Genomic DNA, 14,548 nt, shown 5'->3' with positions numbered 1-14,548 from the left:
TGCCCCCAAGGACGTCTGCCTGCGTGTAGGTCCGGTCATCCGGGTTTCGTGCATGGCCAGCCTCGCTGGTTTGGGTGATCAGCCCGCCGTTTCGCAGAAGCCAGGCCTCCAGTCCTGAGTTCAGGCGCTCCACTTGCCTCTGGCTCCCAGCACCCTGACCCTGCGGTCCATATCCTGGGCGTGCAGGGTTCGTTCCAGCCGGTGCCCGGCCTCGGCGGCCTCATAGGCGGCCTGCCACTCATGGCGTGAGGCATAGGCCTGGCTGAGGTGCTGCAGGGTCATTCGTTCCAGGGCCCTGTGCTCCCGCTCACGGGAACCAGCCAGGGCGAATTTCAGGTGGTCGCATGCCTGGTCGAAATCACCCAGCTCATGCAGTGCCCGGCCCAGCAGGAGATGAAGCATCGAGATGTACCCGTGATCCTGGACCTCTTCGGCCAGGACCAGGGTGGTCCGGGCGAGTCCGGGGGCCTCGGCGCTTCGGCCAGATTCCACCAGGCACAGGACCACGTGGGTCTGCATCACCACCTCATGGTGCAAAAAGCCGCGTTCGCGGAGCAGCGGCAGATAGTCCGCCGCCAGCTCGGTGGCCCGGTCATGCTCGCCCAGATGGGCGTAATCGACCACCACGTTCACCGTTCCGGTGGAGTGAATCTGGTGCAGGGCGAGCCGCTGGCCGACGGCCATGACCTCGAGGTGGGCTTCGAGCGCCAGGTCATATTTGCCGACCTCGGCATGCAGGACGCCAATATTGCCCAGCACCCGGCCGCGGCCAGCCTCATCGCCATGCTCCTGCGCCAGGCGGAGGCTGGTCAAAAAGAACTCCATGGCGCCGCCGCAGTCGCCCTGAACTTTCGAGGTGATACCCAGACCATTGAGCGCCCGGACCTGCACCCGCACGTCTCCAATGGCTTGGCCAGTGTCCAGGGCGCGAGTGAACCACCGGCGCGCTTCCAGGTAGCGCGAGGTGAAAAAGCAGGTGTTGCCTCGAAGACACAAACCCAGTGCCTCGCTGTGACGGTCGCCCATGGCCCGGGCAAGCTGAATCGCATCCCGGAACAGCCGGTGGCCATGGGCGAGATCCACCCGGACCATCGCCTCGGCCTCACGCAGCGCCGCCTGCACCCTCTGTGGGTCTGGCGGTGATGTCGATGCCCCAAACTGAGAACCCGTTGTCATGATGACCCGAGCTTAGGGTGTGGGTTCATACAGCCGTCTGTCAGAGGGTCGCGTGAAGGATGGGCGCAGCTGATCGGTGAGGCTTCCCGCGCGCCAGATGTGGGCAGACAGGACCCAGATACCCAGTTCTTGAACCAGACTGGCTGGTCCGTTCTGCCTGATTCTGGCTCTCTACACCCTGCCAATTTAAGGATAGGCTTAAGGTCGATGTGGCTTCTGCCGGTCGCAGCCTGTGCGCCGCGCGCTGGCCGCTGGACGGAAGCCGGACAGGAGCAGCCATGACCCAGGTGATTGAACAATTTCCCGCCGCACAGCAACTTATTGCGCGTGAAGATGCTCTCGGTGCACATAACTACAAACCTCTCGACGTGGTTCTGGAGCGTGCCAGTGGCGCGTGGGTCTGGGACACCGATGGCCGCCGGTACCTGGACTGCCTTTCGGCCTACAGCGCGGTCAACCAGGGTCACTGCCACCCGCGCATCATCAGGGCCCTGACCGAGCAGGCGCAGAAGGCCACCCTGACCTCGCGGGCCTTTCGCAACGACCGACTGGCCGGCTTTTACGAGACGGTGACCCGCGTGCTGGGTTACGGCGCAGTTATCCCGATGAATACCGGGGCAGAGGCCGTGGAGACCGCGATCAAGCTGGCGCGCAAGTGGGCCTACGAGGTCCGTGGGATACCGAAGGATCAGGCTGAAATCATCGTCATGGAAGGCAACTTCCACGGACGGACCACCACCCTGGTCAGCTTCAGCACCGAAGAACAGTACAAGGGTGCCTTCGGACCGCTGACTCCAGGATTTGTGCGCGTGCCATACGGCGACGCAGCGGCGCTTGAAGCGGCCATCACGCCCCACACCGCCGGCGTGCTGTTCGAGCCGATCCAGGGCGAGGCGGGTGTGATCGTGCCCCCCGAGGGCTTCCTGAGAGCCATGCGTGACGTCTGCGACCGCCACGGCATCCTGATGATGGCCGACGAGATCCAGACCGGCCTGGGCCGCACGGGCCAGTGGCTCGCCTGCGACCACGAAGGGGTCCGGCCAGACATGGTGATTCTGGGCAAGGCCCTGGGCGGCGGGGTCTACCCGGTCAGCGCCGTGCTGTCCAGCCGCGAGTTGATGGATCTGTTTCGTCCTGGGGATCACGGCAGTACCTTTGGTGGCAACCCACTGGCGGCCGCCGTGGCTCAGGCCAGCCTGGAAGTCCTGGAGGACGAGGGGCTGCCCGCACGGGCGCTGGAGTTGGGTGAGTATCTACGCACACGCCTGCGCGCGATGAACAGCCCACACGTCAGGGACGTCCGTGGCAGGGGGTTGCTGGTCGGCGTGGAACTGCGTGGTCCGGCCCGCCCGGCGTGTGAGCGCCTGCGCGACCTGGGCGTGCTGTGCAAGGAAACGCACGAGACGACGGTGCGTCTGGCGCCCCCGCTGATGACCAGCCGCGAAGATCTTGACTGGGCCCTGGAGCGGATTGAACAGGTTCTGACGGACCCGGGGCTGCTGTAAGGACAGGAGTCAGAAAACCGGCCAGCCGTTCTGGCTGGCCCGTTTTGCTGCGGGACTCGCGGGAGTCGTCCTGTTAAGCGGCGCGCCAGAGGTGGCAGCAGCGCACCGAGTTGGTCTCCTTCCGGGCCCGATGGATTCCGACAGCACCTGCACCATTCATGCGGGTTTAAGGGGGCCGATCGGTTGAATACGCTGCCTTACCTGACCCTCCAGGATGGGGCATCACCCATTTGCAATGGCTGCCCTCCCGTTAGTCTTGGTGTGTGATTTCACTACATGTCAGCCGCGGGCTTTCAGCCGGCACCGTGACCATCGGGACAGTGCAAATGACCATTCACCGCACCGGGAGCGCGGCGTGAAGGTCACTGTCGCGGTGGTTCAGGCTGAGGTGGCCCCGAACCTCGAGCAGGGTCTGGCACTTACAGCTCAGCTTGCCCAGCAGGCTGCACATAGGGGGGCGCAGTTGATTGCCTTTCCCGAAACCTGGCTGCCCGGCTACCCGGCCTGGCTTGATGTCGCGCGTGACGTGGCCCTGTGGGACCACGTTCCGGTCAAAGAGGCATTTGCCCGGATGATGGAAAACAGCGTCTCGGTCCCGGGCCCAGCCCTCGACGCCCTGCGGGACGCCGCTCACGCAGCGCGGGCAACGCTGGTCATCGGACTGATCGAACGCGTTTCGGCTGGCCGCGGGCAGGGGACGCTATACAACACGATCCTGACCATCAATGCCGAAGGACAGGTCCTGAATCACCACCGCAAACTGGTGCCCACCTACACGGAGCGGCTGGTGTGGGGCCCCGGGGACGCGGATGGACTACGCGTGGTGGACACTCCTCTCGGGCGCATCGGCAGTCTGGTCTGCTGGGAGCACTGGATGCCTCTGGCACGGCAGGCTCTGCATGAACAGGCCGAAGACATTCATGTGGCGACCTGGCCAACCGTCAAGGACATGCACCAGATTGCCAGCCGGCACTATGCCTTCGAAGGCCGCTGCTACGTTCTGGCGGCCGGCAGCCTGATGCGGGCTGGTGCGCTTCCTGAAGGTCTGGACCTGCTGCCCGAACTGCAGGCCAACCCGGACACGCTGGTCATGCGCGGAGGCAGCGCGATCATCGGCCCCGACGGTGCCTATGTGGTCGAACCGGTTTACGATCAGCCCGCCATTCTGGTGGCCGAACTGGACCTGCGGCGCAACCTGCAGGAACGCATGACACTTGACGTCACCGGTCATTATCACCGGCCCGAATACCTCAACCTGGATATTCGCTACTCCGGACGCCAAACAAACGACACCGATCCCAAATAGAGCAGGTCGGGCATCAGGCAGAGTGAAGCGCGACCAGCTGTCGCGTCATGGAACATGAAAAAACGACCGATTCAGACATGCCCGGCCAGGAACACTGCCCCTCGGCAGGGCAGCCCCGATGAGGTCAGGTTCCTGGCGCCTGTCACGGTGAGCTGGGATGGGCCCTTGCGTGATCCACTACTTCATTGGGCGGGACTCAGAGGATTCCGGCTTCCATCTGTTTTCAGGGCAATTTCACCCGGCAGTTCAGACGCTCTGTCCCACCACGCGCTGCATCAGGGCGCGGGCGGCGTCCAGTTCGTCCTTATTGATGCTGTGGCCGAGTCCTGGGATCACCCTGGCGTCCACCACCGCGCCGCGTGCGCGCAGCTGCGCTTCGGTGGCCCGGAAGCGCTCCAGCGGGATATGCGCGTCGTCGGGAGCGACCCCCATGAACACCGGGGTACCCGCCAGGCTGTGCTCGAGGTCCAGCGTGATCAGGCCACCACTGAACGCGACGACTCCGCCCAGCCGTCTCCCGGCGCGGCTGGCATATTCCAGTGCCAGGCAGGCCCCCTGGCTGAAGCCCCCCAGGACCACCCGTTCTGCCGAGATTCCCTGCTGCGCCAGTTCCTCCATCACCGCGTCAACGGTAGCCAGCGCCTGGTCCAGGTGCGGCTGGTTCTGTGCCACCGGGGCCAGGAACGAGTACGGGTACCAGGTATTGCCGGGTGCCTGCGGCGCCAGATAGGTAAAGGCGCTGAGGTTGATTTCCTGCTCCAGTGTCAGGATGTCCTGGGCACTTCCTCCCCGGCCATGCAACAGCACCATCGCGACCCTCGCCTCTGAAGGCGGACGACCGGCCACGTGCACCTCAATGCCGTCTCCCCCTATCGGTGCCCCCGCATCAGCTGAGACGCCCAGGTCACGGAAACCAATCGTGACGCCGTACTCGTGGTTCACGATGCGGGGCACATGGGCTTCGATCTGTGCGCGCTGCGGTTCAAACCAGGCCGGAAGTTTCAGGTGCCGCCCCAGCTCCTCGACCGCTTCGTCGGCGGGGAAGCCGGGGGCGTCGGTGGCAATCTCGAACAGCACGCCATTGGGCTCGCGGAAATAGATGGAATGAAAGTACTGGCGGTCCTGCACCGGCGTCGGCTGGAATCCTGCGGCGCTGAGCGACTCCAGATAGGCTTCCTGCTCGGCATCGTTGCGGGTACGCAGCGCGACGTGATGAACGCTGCCGGCCCCGAAGCGTCCGCGTGGCTGACCGGCACGCTCGACCACGTCCACATACAGGCCCACGCCGTCTCCGCTGCCCCTGAACCGGGTCCGTGGACCCTGCGGGTCAGGCTCGGTCCCGACTTCCTGGAAGCCCAGCTGACCGACAAGCAGCTCGCGTACGGCCGCCGTCTCGTCGACCCAGGCGGTCACCGAATGAAACCCGCGAAGGGCGTCAGACTGGGGAAGCGGAGAGGCGGGCCAGGGCTGCACCTCCTGACCGTTGTCAAAAATAATATCCACCCAGGTCCCATCAGGGTCCTCGAATGTCAGGGTCCGCTCACCGAAGCGGGTGCTCTCCTGGGCACTGAGTCCGTGTTTCCGCAGGCGCTGCTGCCAGCTTACGTACGAATCCTCAGGAGCGCTGTAGGCCGTCGCTACGACCTCACCGTTACCGCGCACACCTCTGGCTGCGCCGGGCCAGGGAAAGTGGGTCATGATCGTTCCTGGCTGACCCGTCAGGTCACCGTAATAGAAATGGTAGGTGCCGGGGTCATCGAAATTCACCGTCACCTTCACCAAGCGCTGCCCGAGTACCTGGGTGTAGAAGTCCACGTTGCGCTGCGGGTCGCTGGCCATCACCGTGACGTGGTGCAGGCCCTGCACAGGGCTGGTTCCAGGAGCAGATGGGAAGGAGGTCATACTCCATATTACTTAATGTTGAAGTATCCGAGTGAGTCCAATGCTGACCACACCTGTTTGCCCCTCGATATGCTGGGCGCGGTCACCACGGGCGCCCCGCTCTTTTCTGCAAGGTCAGACGGTGCAGCCTGTCCAGGGCACTGCGCCATCTCCCGGCGAGTGAACCATGGGCGGCAGGACCAGATCCCTTCCGTCAGCAGAGGCCTGCAGGCATACTTCTGGCGGCCTTCACAAACGGAAACATGACGAGTTTTTCTGACCGCTGTGTGGGCGGCCTTCACAAACGGAAACATGACGAGTTTTTCTGACCGCTGTGTGGTCGGTGAAAACCAGGGCACCTTCAGAGGCGGGTCCGCACTTCCCAGAGCTCCGGAAACAGGACGGTGCTGAGGGCCTGACGCAGGTAGCCCGCGCCGCTGGTGCCACCAGACCCCGCCTTGAAGCCAATGGTGCGCTCAACCGTGGTGAGGTGGTTAAACCGCCAGCGCCGGAAATTGTCTTCCACGTCCAGCAGCTTCTCGGCCAGTTCGTACAGGTCCCAGTAGGTCTCGGTGTCGCGGTAGACCGTCAGCCAGGCCTGCAGTACCTCCTCGTTCAACACCGGTTTCTGCGTGAAGTCACGTACCAGCACGGCCGCCGGCACCGTGAGCCCACGGGCTGCGAGCAGCCGCAGTGCCAGATCGTACACACTGGGCCCACTCATGGCTTCCAGAAGAGGATCATGCAGATCGGAACGGTGCTCGTGGGGCCTCAGCATGACACCCTGACGGTTGCCCAGCAGAAATTCGACCATCCTGTATCCGGCCGACTGAAATCCGGACGCCTGACCAAAGGCGTGCCGGAACAGCAGATAGTCAGCCGGGGTCATGGTTTTCAGCACTTCCCACGCGTTGGTGAGCTGCTCCTGGGCCCGCACCACCCGGGTCAGCATTTTGAGCGGCGCGTCGGTGATGCCCTGATCGAGAAGTGCCATGGCCGCCTTCAGTTCGCGCACGATCAGGCCAAGCCAGACCTCGGATACGTGGTGCACCGCGATAAAGAGGTGCTCGTCGTGCGCGCCGGTAATAGGCTGGTGCGCCGCTTTCAGGACGTCAAGATGCAGGTAATCGCCGTAGCTCAGGCTCTGACTGAAATCCTGGTGGGCACGTTCTGGCGCATTCTCGCCCCCTCTGGGCGCTTCCGGGCAACTCATGCGCGCAACTCGCCAGCAACTTCCAGCACTGCCTGGGCAGCGTGGTAGACATCAGCGTAGGAGACATATAACGGGGTAAATCCGAAGCGGACGATGTCAGGGGTCCGGAAGTCCCCGATCACGCCGCGTTCGACCAGCCGCCGCATGGCTTCCTTCGCCTGCGGGTGACGGAAGCTGACCTGACTGCCGCGCCGGGCATGGTCCAGGGGAGTCACCAGGGTCAGGTCCGGGTCGCCGGAGAGCAGCGACATAAATGTGTCGGTCAGCCCCAGCGACTTGGCCCGCAGTTCAGCCAGGTCCACATCCGCGAACACGTCAAGCGCAGTGTCCAGGGCGCTGAGGCTCAGGACCATCGGTGTTCCCACGACAAAGCGCCTCGCGTCGCGGGCCGGAACATAGTCGCGGGCCATCTCGAAGGGGTCAGCGTGGCCCATCCAGCCGCTCAGGGCAACACGGGTATCCAGATGTCGCCGGGCCACGTACAGGTAGCCGGGAGCACCAGGACCGCCGTTGAGGTACTTGTAGCCGCAGCCCACCGCGAAGTCTGCGCCCGCGCCCGTCAGATCCACCTCAAAGGCACCCGCCGAGTGTGCCAGGTCCCAGATGGTCAGCACGCCCCGGGCACAGGCCTGCGCCGTCAGCCCGGCCATGTCGAGGCGCTCCCCGGTGCGGTAGTCCACCTCGGTCAGCATCACGACGGCGACCTCGTCAGTCAGGTGTGTGGCCACATCGGCAGCAGGAACACGCCGCAGTTCATAGCGGTCACCCAGCAGGCTATTGAGGCCCTGGGCCACGTACAGGTCCGTCGGGAAGTTGTCGGCGTCCGTCAGGATCACCCTGCGGCCGGGTGCCGCAACGTGCAGCGCGGAGGTCAGTGCCTTGAACAGGTTCACGCTGGTGCTGTCGCCGACGGCAATTTCAGATGCGTCTGCACCGATCAGGGGCGCGAGCTTGGCCGCGACCCGGTCGGGCAGGGCCATCCAGTCGCGGCCCTCCTGAGCATGGGCGGTCCAGGAACGGATCAGGGCGTCGCCCCACTCCTGATGAATCACACGTTGCAGTCTTTCGGGAACGGCACCGGGAAGGGCTCCCAGGCTGTTACCGTCGAGATAGATCACTCCACCTGGCAACACGAACTGGGCTTTTTTGTGCCGCAACGGGTCACGGGCATCAAGGTCGTGCAGGTTGTCCAGGGTAGGCATTTTAGGAAGTACAGGGGTCGTCATGGGGTCTCCGGGGCGCGGGGAGGAAGCCGGGACCTGGCGCACGCAGTCCGGGCTGATCAGGTGCAGGGGGTCACGGGGGCTCAGCCCTGGCGGCTGGGGCAGCCCAGATTCGCGCACCACCAGTCCCGCAGTGCCCGGGCCAGGCTGTTGGCCCAGGCACGTGCACGGGTAGGACTGAGTCGCGGCCGCATGATGCCGTCACTATACCGGGCACGTGCAGTGGATTCAGCGCTACCGCAGTCTTTCTGCCGACGCTGGGCCAGAGTCCCCGGCACACCCGAAACGAGCATCGGTCCCCTGTGGCGAGCCGGGTCCGCCAGAGCGGGCGCTGCACGAAGTGGACGTGGCGTGCTGCCTGCCACAACCGTGCCGTGTTGCAGAGAACCAGAGGCCGTGGAGAAAAGTTCATGAGCACGAAGTGTGCCAGCTGTGTCTGGGTGGCCAGGACCCGGCTTCCCGGTGCACACCGGCGCACATGTTCTTCCAGGCGCCTGCGTGGCACCCTGAGGACCGATGAGTTTTTTGCTCCGGTTCCGGCAGGAGGCACACGCCGCACACCTGGCCCTGACCTTTCTGACCACCCTGCCGCTGCCTCACGTCCGGGAGGTCCGTGACGGAGACTTTGCGCGGGCCAGTGCCTACTATCCTCTGGCCGGATATGCGGTCGGTGGGCTGGTCGCCCTCCTGCTGTGGTTGCCGGTGCCGCTGCCGTCCGGCGTGCAGGCGGGGCTGGCGGTGGCTGCCTGGCTGGGCATGACCGGCATGCTTCACTTTGATGGGCTGGTGGACAGTGCCGATGCCCTGTTCGTCATGAAGAGTCCCGCTCGTCGCCTGGAAATCCTGCAGGACGTGCACGTCGGGGCGTTCGGGCTGGCCACCGGGGTGGTGTCGCTGCTGATCCTGTGGAGCCTGCTGGCCTCTCCCCTGCCAGCCTACGCGGCCCTGGTGGCTGCCGTGGCCGCACGGACGCTGGTCCTGCTGCCCATGAACCTGTACCCGGCCGCGCGCCAGGAGTCGCTGGGGGCCCGGTCCCGCGAGGGCCGGTGGGAAGTGGCGCTTCTCCTGGCCCTGCCGGTGCTGCTGCTGCCAGGCGCTGCGGTGGCCGCATTCGCCGCCCTTGTGGCGACCCTGCTGGCCGCACGGTTCGCCGCGTCCAGGCTGGGTGGGGGGCTCAGCGGTGATGTGTACGGCTTAATCGTTGTCACGGCAGAACTGGTGGCGCTGTGCGCCTATGCTTGGGGCCACCATGGCTGAGGCTGCGCTGACCCTGCATCTGATCCGGCACGCACCGACCGCGCCGAACGCCGAGCGTCGCTATCCCGGAGCCGGCGAGGACGCCTCGCTGACCGAGGAAGGTCGTGTCATGGCGACCCGACTACGGCTGCCGGCTGGCGCGGCCTGCTGCTCTCCCAGCCGCCGGGCCCTGGAAACGGCCCGTCTGGCCGGCTTCGATCAGCCGCTGGTCACGCCTGAACTGGCCGAGGCCGACTTCGGCGTGATGGCCGGGCGCACCTGGGCCGAACTCGAGCAGGCCTACGGGGCCACACCCCGGCACTGGATCGAGGCCCTGACTCAGCCCACCACGGCGTTCGGGCCCCCCGGCGGAGACACCGGCCGCAGCTTTCATACGCGGGTGCAGGGCTGGCTGAATGCCCTGCCCCCCACCGGCGAAGTCGCCGCGTTTACCCACGCTGGGGTAATCCTGGCGGCCCTGCGCCTGACGGTCGGGCTCAGGGCGGCAGAGATAAGACCGTGTGGTGTGGTCACGTTGCACGCGGCCCGCGGCAACTGGTGGCTCAGCCACCTCAGTGCTCCTGACCCGACCGATACGCGCTGAGCAGCTCTCCTGCGGGCATGACGCACGCGTGGCATCATCACCGCATGAAACAGTTGTGGTTGTCCGGGCGCCGTGAGGGCCGCCTTCCATGAAACTGGTTACCTGGAACGTCAATTCGCTGAATGTCCGGCTCGGGCAGGTGCTGGACTGGTTGCAGGTTCATCAGCCCGACGTGCTGGCCCTTCAGGAAACCAAGCTGCCGGACGACCGCTTTCCGGTGGCCGAACTGAAGGCGCTGGGGTACGCGGCAGCGTACTCTGGCCAGAAAACCTACAACGGTGTGGCCCTGCTTTCGCGCATGGAGCCCGACGCCGTGCAGATCGGCGTGCCGGGGCTGGACGACGAGCAGCGACGTGTCGTGGCCGCGACGGTCGGGGGGGTGCGGGTGGTATGCCTCTACGTTCCGAACGGTCAGGCGGTGGATTCGCCGAAATACACGTACAAGCTCGAATGGCTCTCGGCCGTCCGGGCGTGGCTGCAGCTGGAACTGGCGGCACATCCGAGGCTGGCGGTAGTCGGTGATTTCAACGTCGCCCCCGAGGACCGTGACGTGCACAGCCCGAAGCGCTGGGCTGGACAGGTCCTGGTCAGCGAGCCCGAACGTCAGGCGTTCCGTGCCCTGCTGGATCTGGGACTGCACGACACTTTCCGTCTGCATGCGCAACCGGAGAAGGTCTTCAGCTGGTGGAACTACGGGCGGCTGGGCTTTCCCCGCAACTGGGGCCTGCGCATCGATCACGTGCTGGTCTCCCAAACTCTGGCGGCCGAGAGCCTGGGCTGCACGGTGGACCTGGAGCCGCGTCGTCACGAGCGACCATCGGACCACGCGCCGGTAGTGGCCACCTTCTCCACTCTCCTGGGGTCGCCAGCAAGCCAGGAACCCCGCTGAGGGCACCTTCGTCCGTGTGCGTCCTCCGTAGAGCCTGGCGCGCGCCCTCCTCCGACCCAGAGCTCAGGCGCCTGCAGCCTGAGGCTCTTTCGGAAGGGTAAAGCCGAAGGTTGCACCCTGGCCCACGGCCCCTTCCGCCCAGACGCGGCCGCCGTGGCGTGAGACGATGCGCCGGACATTGGCCAGCCCCACCCCTGTCCCTTCAAACTCGTGCTGCTGATGCAGACGCTGAAACACGCCGAACAGCTTGTTGCTGTAGCGAGGATCGAACCCGACACCGTTGTCACGGATCATGATGGCCCACTCGACGGAACGGTCCTCGCTCCAGACCTCAATTTGTGGCGTTTCGCGGGTCCGGGTGTACTTCAGGGCGTTGGATGCCAGATTGGTCAGCACCAGCCTGAGGGTTTCCGGGTCACCGCAGGCCATCGGCAGGCGCGCAATCTTCCACTCCACCTTCCGTCCGGAGTCCACGGCGGAGAGTTCGGCGCAGACTGCGGTCATCAGGGCGTTGAGGTCCACCGGAACCATGCGCAGGGGCTGCCGGCTGGTGCGCGACAGCGCCAGGATGGCGTCGATCAGGGTGTTCATGCGGTCGGCGGCCTGCTCCACGTGCCGCAGGTACCGCGCGCTCCTGTCGTCCATACGGTCACCCAGCGTGACCTGCGCCAGCTGGTTGAAGCTCAGGATGTGCCGCACCGGAGCGCGCAGGTCATGCGAGACGCTGTAGGCAAACGCTTCGAGTTCCTCGTTGGCCTCGGTCAGCTTGCGCCGTTGCTCGGTCAGCTGCGCCACGCCGTGGCTGCCTTCGATGGCCAGACCCAGCGCACCGACGACTGTTTCCAGCATGACCTTGTCGATGTCGGTCCAGCAGCGGCGGTCGAACAGGGCGACACAGAAGACGCCAGCCGGCGCGTCGTTGACCTGAACTGCCAGTGACGCGGTGGTGTTCACGTGCGAGACCAGCTCATAGAGCCTGTCGGTGTGGGTGTCGTAGTGGTCCTGATAAAACGGCCGGCCGGTGGTCCAGGGGACGACCAGGTTCCGGGGCTGCTCGTAGGGCAAGCCCGCGTCCACCACGGCCTGCAACGCGGGGTTGCGCAGGTCTCCGGTCTGCGCCGCCAGGCGCCATGTGGCACCACCGAGTTCGTAGTACACCGCGTAGCCGGGCGGCAACATGGACAGCACCACCTCCTGAGCGGTCCTGACCAGGGCCAGGGAGTCACTGTGCACGTTCAGGTCGCGGGTGAGCTCGGCAAAGGCCCCCAGAGCGCGGGTCCGTGCGGCGAGTTCAGCATTCTGGGCCTCAAGCTGGGCCGTCACGCTGGCCCGTTCCAGGGCGAGGGTCAGGCTGCGCGAGACGGCCCGGACCAGTCCCTGATCCTGCTCGCCCCAGCGGTCACGCCCTCTGATCCCCACTTCCAGGATGCCGCACACCTCTCCCGAAACCATCAGCGGGACCTTGGCCGCCATCCCGTACTCTTCCGAACCGGCAAGCTGTTCTCGCACCGCGTCCAACTCGTCGATAAAAACCGCTTCCTGCCGGCTGAGCACTGCCGCGAACGCCGGAAGACTGCGCGGCAGCCCGGGCGTCAGACCCGAGAGCACGCCAGCCGGGAGATCTTCGCTCCAGACCCTGGGCCTCCACAGATCACCGTCGGGTTCGTAGTACACGACGCTGCCGTCCGGGAAGCGCGCACGCAGCACCCGGATCGCCTGATGGGCCAGGACCGAGACGTCGCTCTGGGTACCCACCGCCTCCGTGAACTCAACAAACGCCTCCAGTGCGGCGAGGCGGTTGCTCTGGTCCTCAATCGTTCCATTGAGGGAAGGGGGGAGCATCATGACTGACCTCACCATACCCCCTCAGCCTGCACCGCAACTCATCAGGCAGCTGGCATACGGATCAGGCAGGCGCACTTAGCACCTGCCTGGTCTCCGTATTGCATTACTGAAATAGCGGAAGCGCTTTCAGCACGGTCTGGGCCACGCCCCAGGCCAGGGGAATCCCGACCAGCAGCCAGGCCAGCACCATCTTGATCATTGCTCCAGGGGCGGCCGTCTCTTCCTTGTTCTGCGTCGTCATAGTCAGTCTCCTGAGGTACGGGTGGCGGTGGACGCAGCGCCTGGCAGACCAGGGGCCGTGTTCGCCTCGTTGTAGTGGAACTTGGGGTCTACCGGGCGGATCAGCAGGTTGCAGATAAAGCCCACCACCAGCAGACCTACCATGATCAGCATGGTGAGGTTGTAGGCCTCAGCCGGCGGCACGCCCGCATCAATCTGCGACTGGCGCAGGCCGTTGACCAGGTAAGGACCGACGATGGCGGCCGCAGACCAGGCCAGCAGGAGACGACCGTGGATGGCGCCCACATTCATAGTCCCGAACATGTCGCGCAGGTAGGCAGGAATGGTAGCAAAGCCGCCGCCGTACATGGTCAGGATGATGGCCGAAGCGATCACAAACAGCGCGACGTTCCCTATGTTTCCGGTAATCGGAATCAGGAAGTACAGAATGGCGCCCAGCGAGAAGAAGATGGCATAGGTGGTCTTGCGGCCGATGCGGTCAGACAGCGAGGACCAGAAAAAGCGCCCCCCCATGTTGAACAGGCTCAGCAGGCCCACAAATCCGGCGGCAGCGGCGGCACTAACGGCAGTGCGTCCTCCCGTGGTGTCAGAGAACATCTCCTGAATCATCACCGACGCCTGCCCCAGAATCCCGATGCCCGCCGTAACGTTCAGGAACAGCACGGCAAACAGCAGCCAGAACTGCGGCGTGCGCATAGCCGTGTCGACCGCTACGTTGGCGCGGGTGATCATGCCGTGGCCCGGTGCATTGGCGCTATTCACGTCATAACCAGCCGGCGCCCAGCCGGGGCGCGGCACCCGGATGGTGAAGGCACCAAACATCATGAACACGAAGTAGACCAATCCCAGCACCACGAAGGTCTGCGTGATGCCATTGGCCGGGACACCACCGCCGAAGTTGTTCATCATGATGACCGACAGCGGCGAGGCGATCATGGCGCCGCCGCCAAAGCCCATGATGGCCATGCCGGTCGCCACACCCGGACGGTCGGGAAACCACTTGATCAGGGTCGACACCGGGGAGATGTACCCCAGTCCCAGCCCGATGCCGCCCAGAACCCCGTTGCCCAGGTAGATGAGCCACAGCTGCTTGGTGGCCACGCCCAGGGCCGCCACCAGAAAACCACCGCCGAAGAAGAGGGCGGCGGTGAACATGGTGCGCCGGGGCCCGACGCGCTCGACCCACTTGCCGAAGATGGCCGCTGAGGCCCCCAGCATGGCCAGCGCGATCTGGAAGATGACCCCCAGCGCCAGCAGGCTCCAGCCTCCATGGTCCGCCAGGGGCTTGTTGAACACGCTGTAGGCATAGATCTGCCCGATGGACAGGTGCAGGGCCAGGGCGGCAGGCGGGACCAGCCAGCGGTTGTAACCGGGCGGCGCGACGCTGTGTTCACGGTCTAGAAAGGACATGCACAAACCTCCTGAAAAAG

Annotated in this window: 12 protein-coding genes; 5 read left to right on the top strand and 7 right to left on the bottom strand. The window is 65.1% G+C overall.

Features of this window, described 5'->3' with window-relative positions; all coding sequences use genetic code 11:
• Positions 1-120: 120 nt before the first annotated feature.
• Positions 121-1,176: a tetratricopeptide repeat protein gene (locus tag IEY49_RS04780; RefSeq protein WP_189005074.1), complete on the bottom strand. Its 1,056-nt coding sequence runs from the start codon at positions 1,174-1,176 to the stop codon at positions 121-123.
• Positions 1,177-1,454: 278 nt separating this feature from the next.
• Here IEY49_RS04780 and rocD point away from each other — a divergent pair, with 278 nt between their 5' ends.
• A complete protein-coding gene (gene rocD, locus IEY49_RS04775; protein ID WP_189005073.1) occupies positions 1,455-2,681 on the top strand; it encodes an ornithine--oxo-acid transaminase in 1,227 nt (408 codons plus the stop codon).
• Positions 2,682-3,036: 355 nt separating this feature from the next.
• Complete coding sequence (locus IEY49_RS04770) at positions 3,037-3,987, top strand: carbon-nitrogen hydrolase family protein (protein ID WP_189005071.1); 951 nt, start codon at positions 3,037-3,039, stop codon at positions 3,985-3,987.
• A 246-nt stretch (positions 3,988-4,233) separates the two neighbouring features.
• Here IEY49_RS04770 and IEY49_RS04765 read toward each other — a convergent pair whose 3' ends face one another.
• From IEY49_RS04765 to kynU, 3 genes are all read right to left on the bottom strand, one after another.
• Positions 4,234-5,889, bottom strand: a complete 1,656-nt coding sequence (locus IEY49_RS04765) for a VOC family protein (protein WP_189005070.1) — start codon at positions 5,887-5,889, stop codon at positions 4,234-4,236.
• A 340-nt stretch (positions 5,890-6,229) separates the two neighbouring features.
• Entirely contained in the window at positions 6,230-7,081 is an 852-nt protein-coding gene (locus tag IEY49_RS04760) for a tryptophan 2,3-dioxygenase (protein WP_189005068.1), read from the bottom strand.
• The gene (gene kynU / locus IEY49_RS04755; protein ID WP_189005066.1) at positions 7,078-8,307 is read right to left on the bottom strand and encodes a kynureninase; all 1,230 of its coding nucleotides are present in this window, start codon (positions 8,305-8,307) and stop codon (positions 7,078-7,080) included. Before kynU ends, IEY49_RS04760 begins: the two co-directional genes overlap by 4 nt.
• 513 nt (positions 8,308-8,820) lie before the next feature.
• Here kynU and IEY49_RS04750 point away from each other — a divergent pair.
• From IEY49_RS04750 to xth, 3 genes are all read left to right on the top strand, one after another.
• Positions 8,821-9,561, top strand: coding sequence for an adenosylcobinamide-GDP ribazoletransferase (locus IEY49_RS04750; protein ID WP_189005065.1), 741 nt, complete (start codon positions 8,821-8,823; stop codon positions 9,559-9,561).
• Positions 9,554-10,144: a histidine phosphatase family protein gene (locus tag IEY49_RS04745; RefSeq protein ID WP_229780632.1), complete on the top strand. Its 591-nt coding sequence runs from the start codon at positions 9,554-9,556 to the stop codon at positions 10,142-10,144. Before IEY49_RS04750 ends, IEY49_RS04745 begins: the two co-directional genes overlap by 8 nt.
• An 88-nt stretch (positions 10,145-10,232) precedes the next feature.
• Complete coding sequence (gene xth, locus IEY49_RS04740; RefSeq protein ID WP_189005062.1) at positions 10,233-11,033, top strand: exodeoxyribonuclease III; 801 nt, start codon at positions 10,233-10,235, stop codon at positions 11,031-11,033.
• 63 nt (positions 11,034-11,096) lie between these two features.
• Here the strand turns inward: xth and IEY49_RS04735 are convergent, their stop codons facing one another.
• The 3 genes from IEY49_RS04735 to IEY49_RS04725 form a co-directional block, all read right to left on the bottom strand.
• A complete protein-coding gene (locus tag IEY49_RS04735; protein WP_189005060.1) occupies positions 11,097-12,878 on the bottom strand; it encodes a sensor histidine kinase in 1,782 nt (593 codons plus the stop codon).
• 103 nt (positions 12,879-12,981) lie between these two features.
• Positions 12,982-13,119 (bottom strand): MFS transporter small subunit, encoded by a 138-nt coding sequence (locus IEY49_RS04730; protein WP_189005059.1) that lies wholly within the window; start codon positions 13,117-13,119, stop codon positions 12,982-12,984.
• Positions 13,120-13,121: 2 nt separating this feature from the next.
• Entirely contained in the window at positions 13,122-14,528 is a 1,407-nt protein-coding gene (locus IEY49_RS04725) for an L-lactate MFS transporter (RefSeq protein ID WP_189005057.1), read from the bottom strand.
• Positions 14,529-14,548: the final 20 nt, after the last annotated feature.

The sequence above is a fragment of the Deinococcus malanensis genome, from assembly GCF_014647655.1.
GTDB lineage: Bacteria > Deinococcota > Deinococci > Deinococcales > Deinococcaceae > Deinococcus > Deinococcus malanensis.
The sequence above is the reverse complement of the archived record's forward strand: the minus strand, read 5'-3'. Positions and strand labels throughout refer to the sequence as shown.

Excerpts from the sequence above, each read along its gene's own strand:
- IEY49_RS04780 (WP_189005074.1), bottom strand. The coding sequence starts at position 1,176 with ATGACAACGGGTTCTCAGTTTGGGGCATCGACATCACCGCCAGACCCA.
- rocD (WP_189005073.1), top strand. The coding sequence starts at position 1,455 with ATGACCCAGGTGATTGAACAATTTCCCGCCGCACAGCAACTTATTGCG.
- IEY49_RS04765 (WP_189005070.1), bottom strand. The coding sequence starts at position 5,889 with ATGACCTCCTTCCCATCTGCTCCTGGAACCAGCCCTGTGCAGGGCCTG.
- IEY49_RS04760 (WP_189005068.1), bottom strand. The coding sequence starts at position 7,081 with ATGAGTTGCCCGGAAGCGCCCAGAGGGGGCGAGAATGCGCCAGAACGT.
- kynU (WP_189005066.1), bottom strand. The coding sequence starts at position 8,307 with ATGACGACCCCTGTACTTCCTAAAATGCCTACCCTGGACAACCTGCAC.
- IEY49_RS04750 (WP_189005065.1), top strand. The coding sequence starts at position 8,821 with ATGAGTTTTTTGCTCCGGTTCCGGCAGGAGGCACACGCCGCACACCTG.
- IEY49_RS04745 (WP_229780632.1), top strand. The coding sequence starts at position 9,554 with ATGGCTGAGGCTGCGCTGACCCTGCATCTGATCCGGCACGCACCGACC.
- xth (WP_189005062.1), top strand. The coding sequence starts at position 10,233 with ATGAAACTGGTTACCTGGAACGTCAATTCGCTGAATGTCCGGCTCGGG.
- IEY49_RS04735 (WP_189005060.1), bottom strand. The coding sequence starts at position 12,878 with ATGATGCTCCCCCCTTCCCTCAATGGAACGATTGAGGACCAGAGCAAC.
- IEY49_RS04730 (WP_189005059.1), bottom strand. The coding sequence starts at position 13,119 with ATGACGACGCAGAACAAGGAAGAGACGGCCGCCCCTGGAGCAATGATC.
- IEY49_RS04725 (WP_189005057.1), bottom strand. The coding sequence starts at position 14,528 with ATGTCCTTTCTAGACCGTGAACACAGCGTCGCGCCGCCCGGTTACAAC.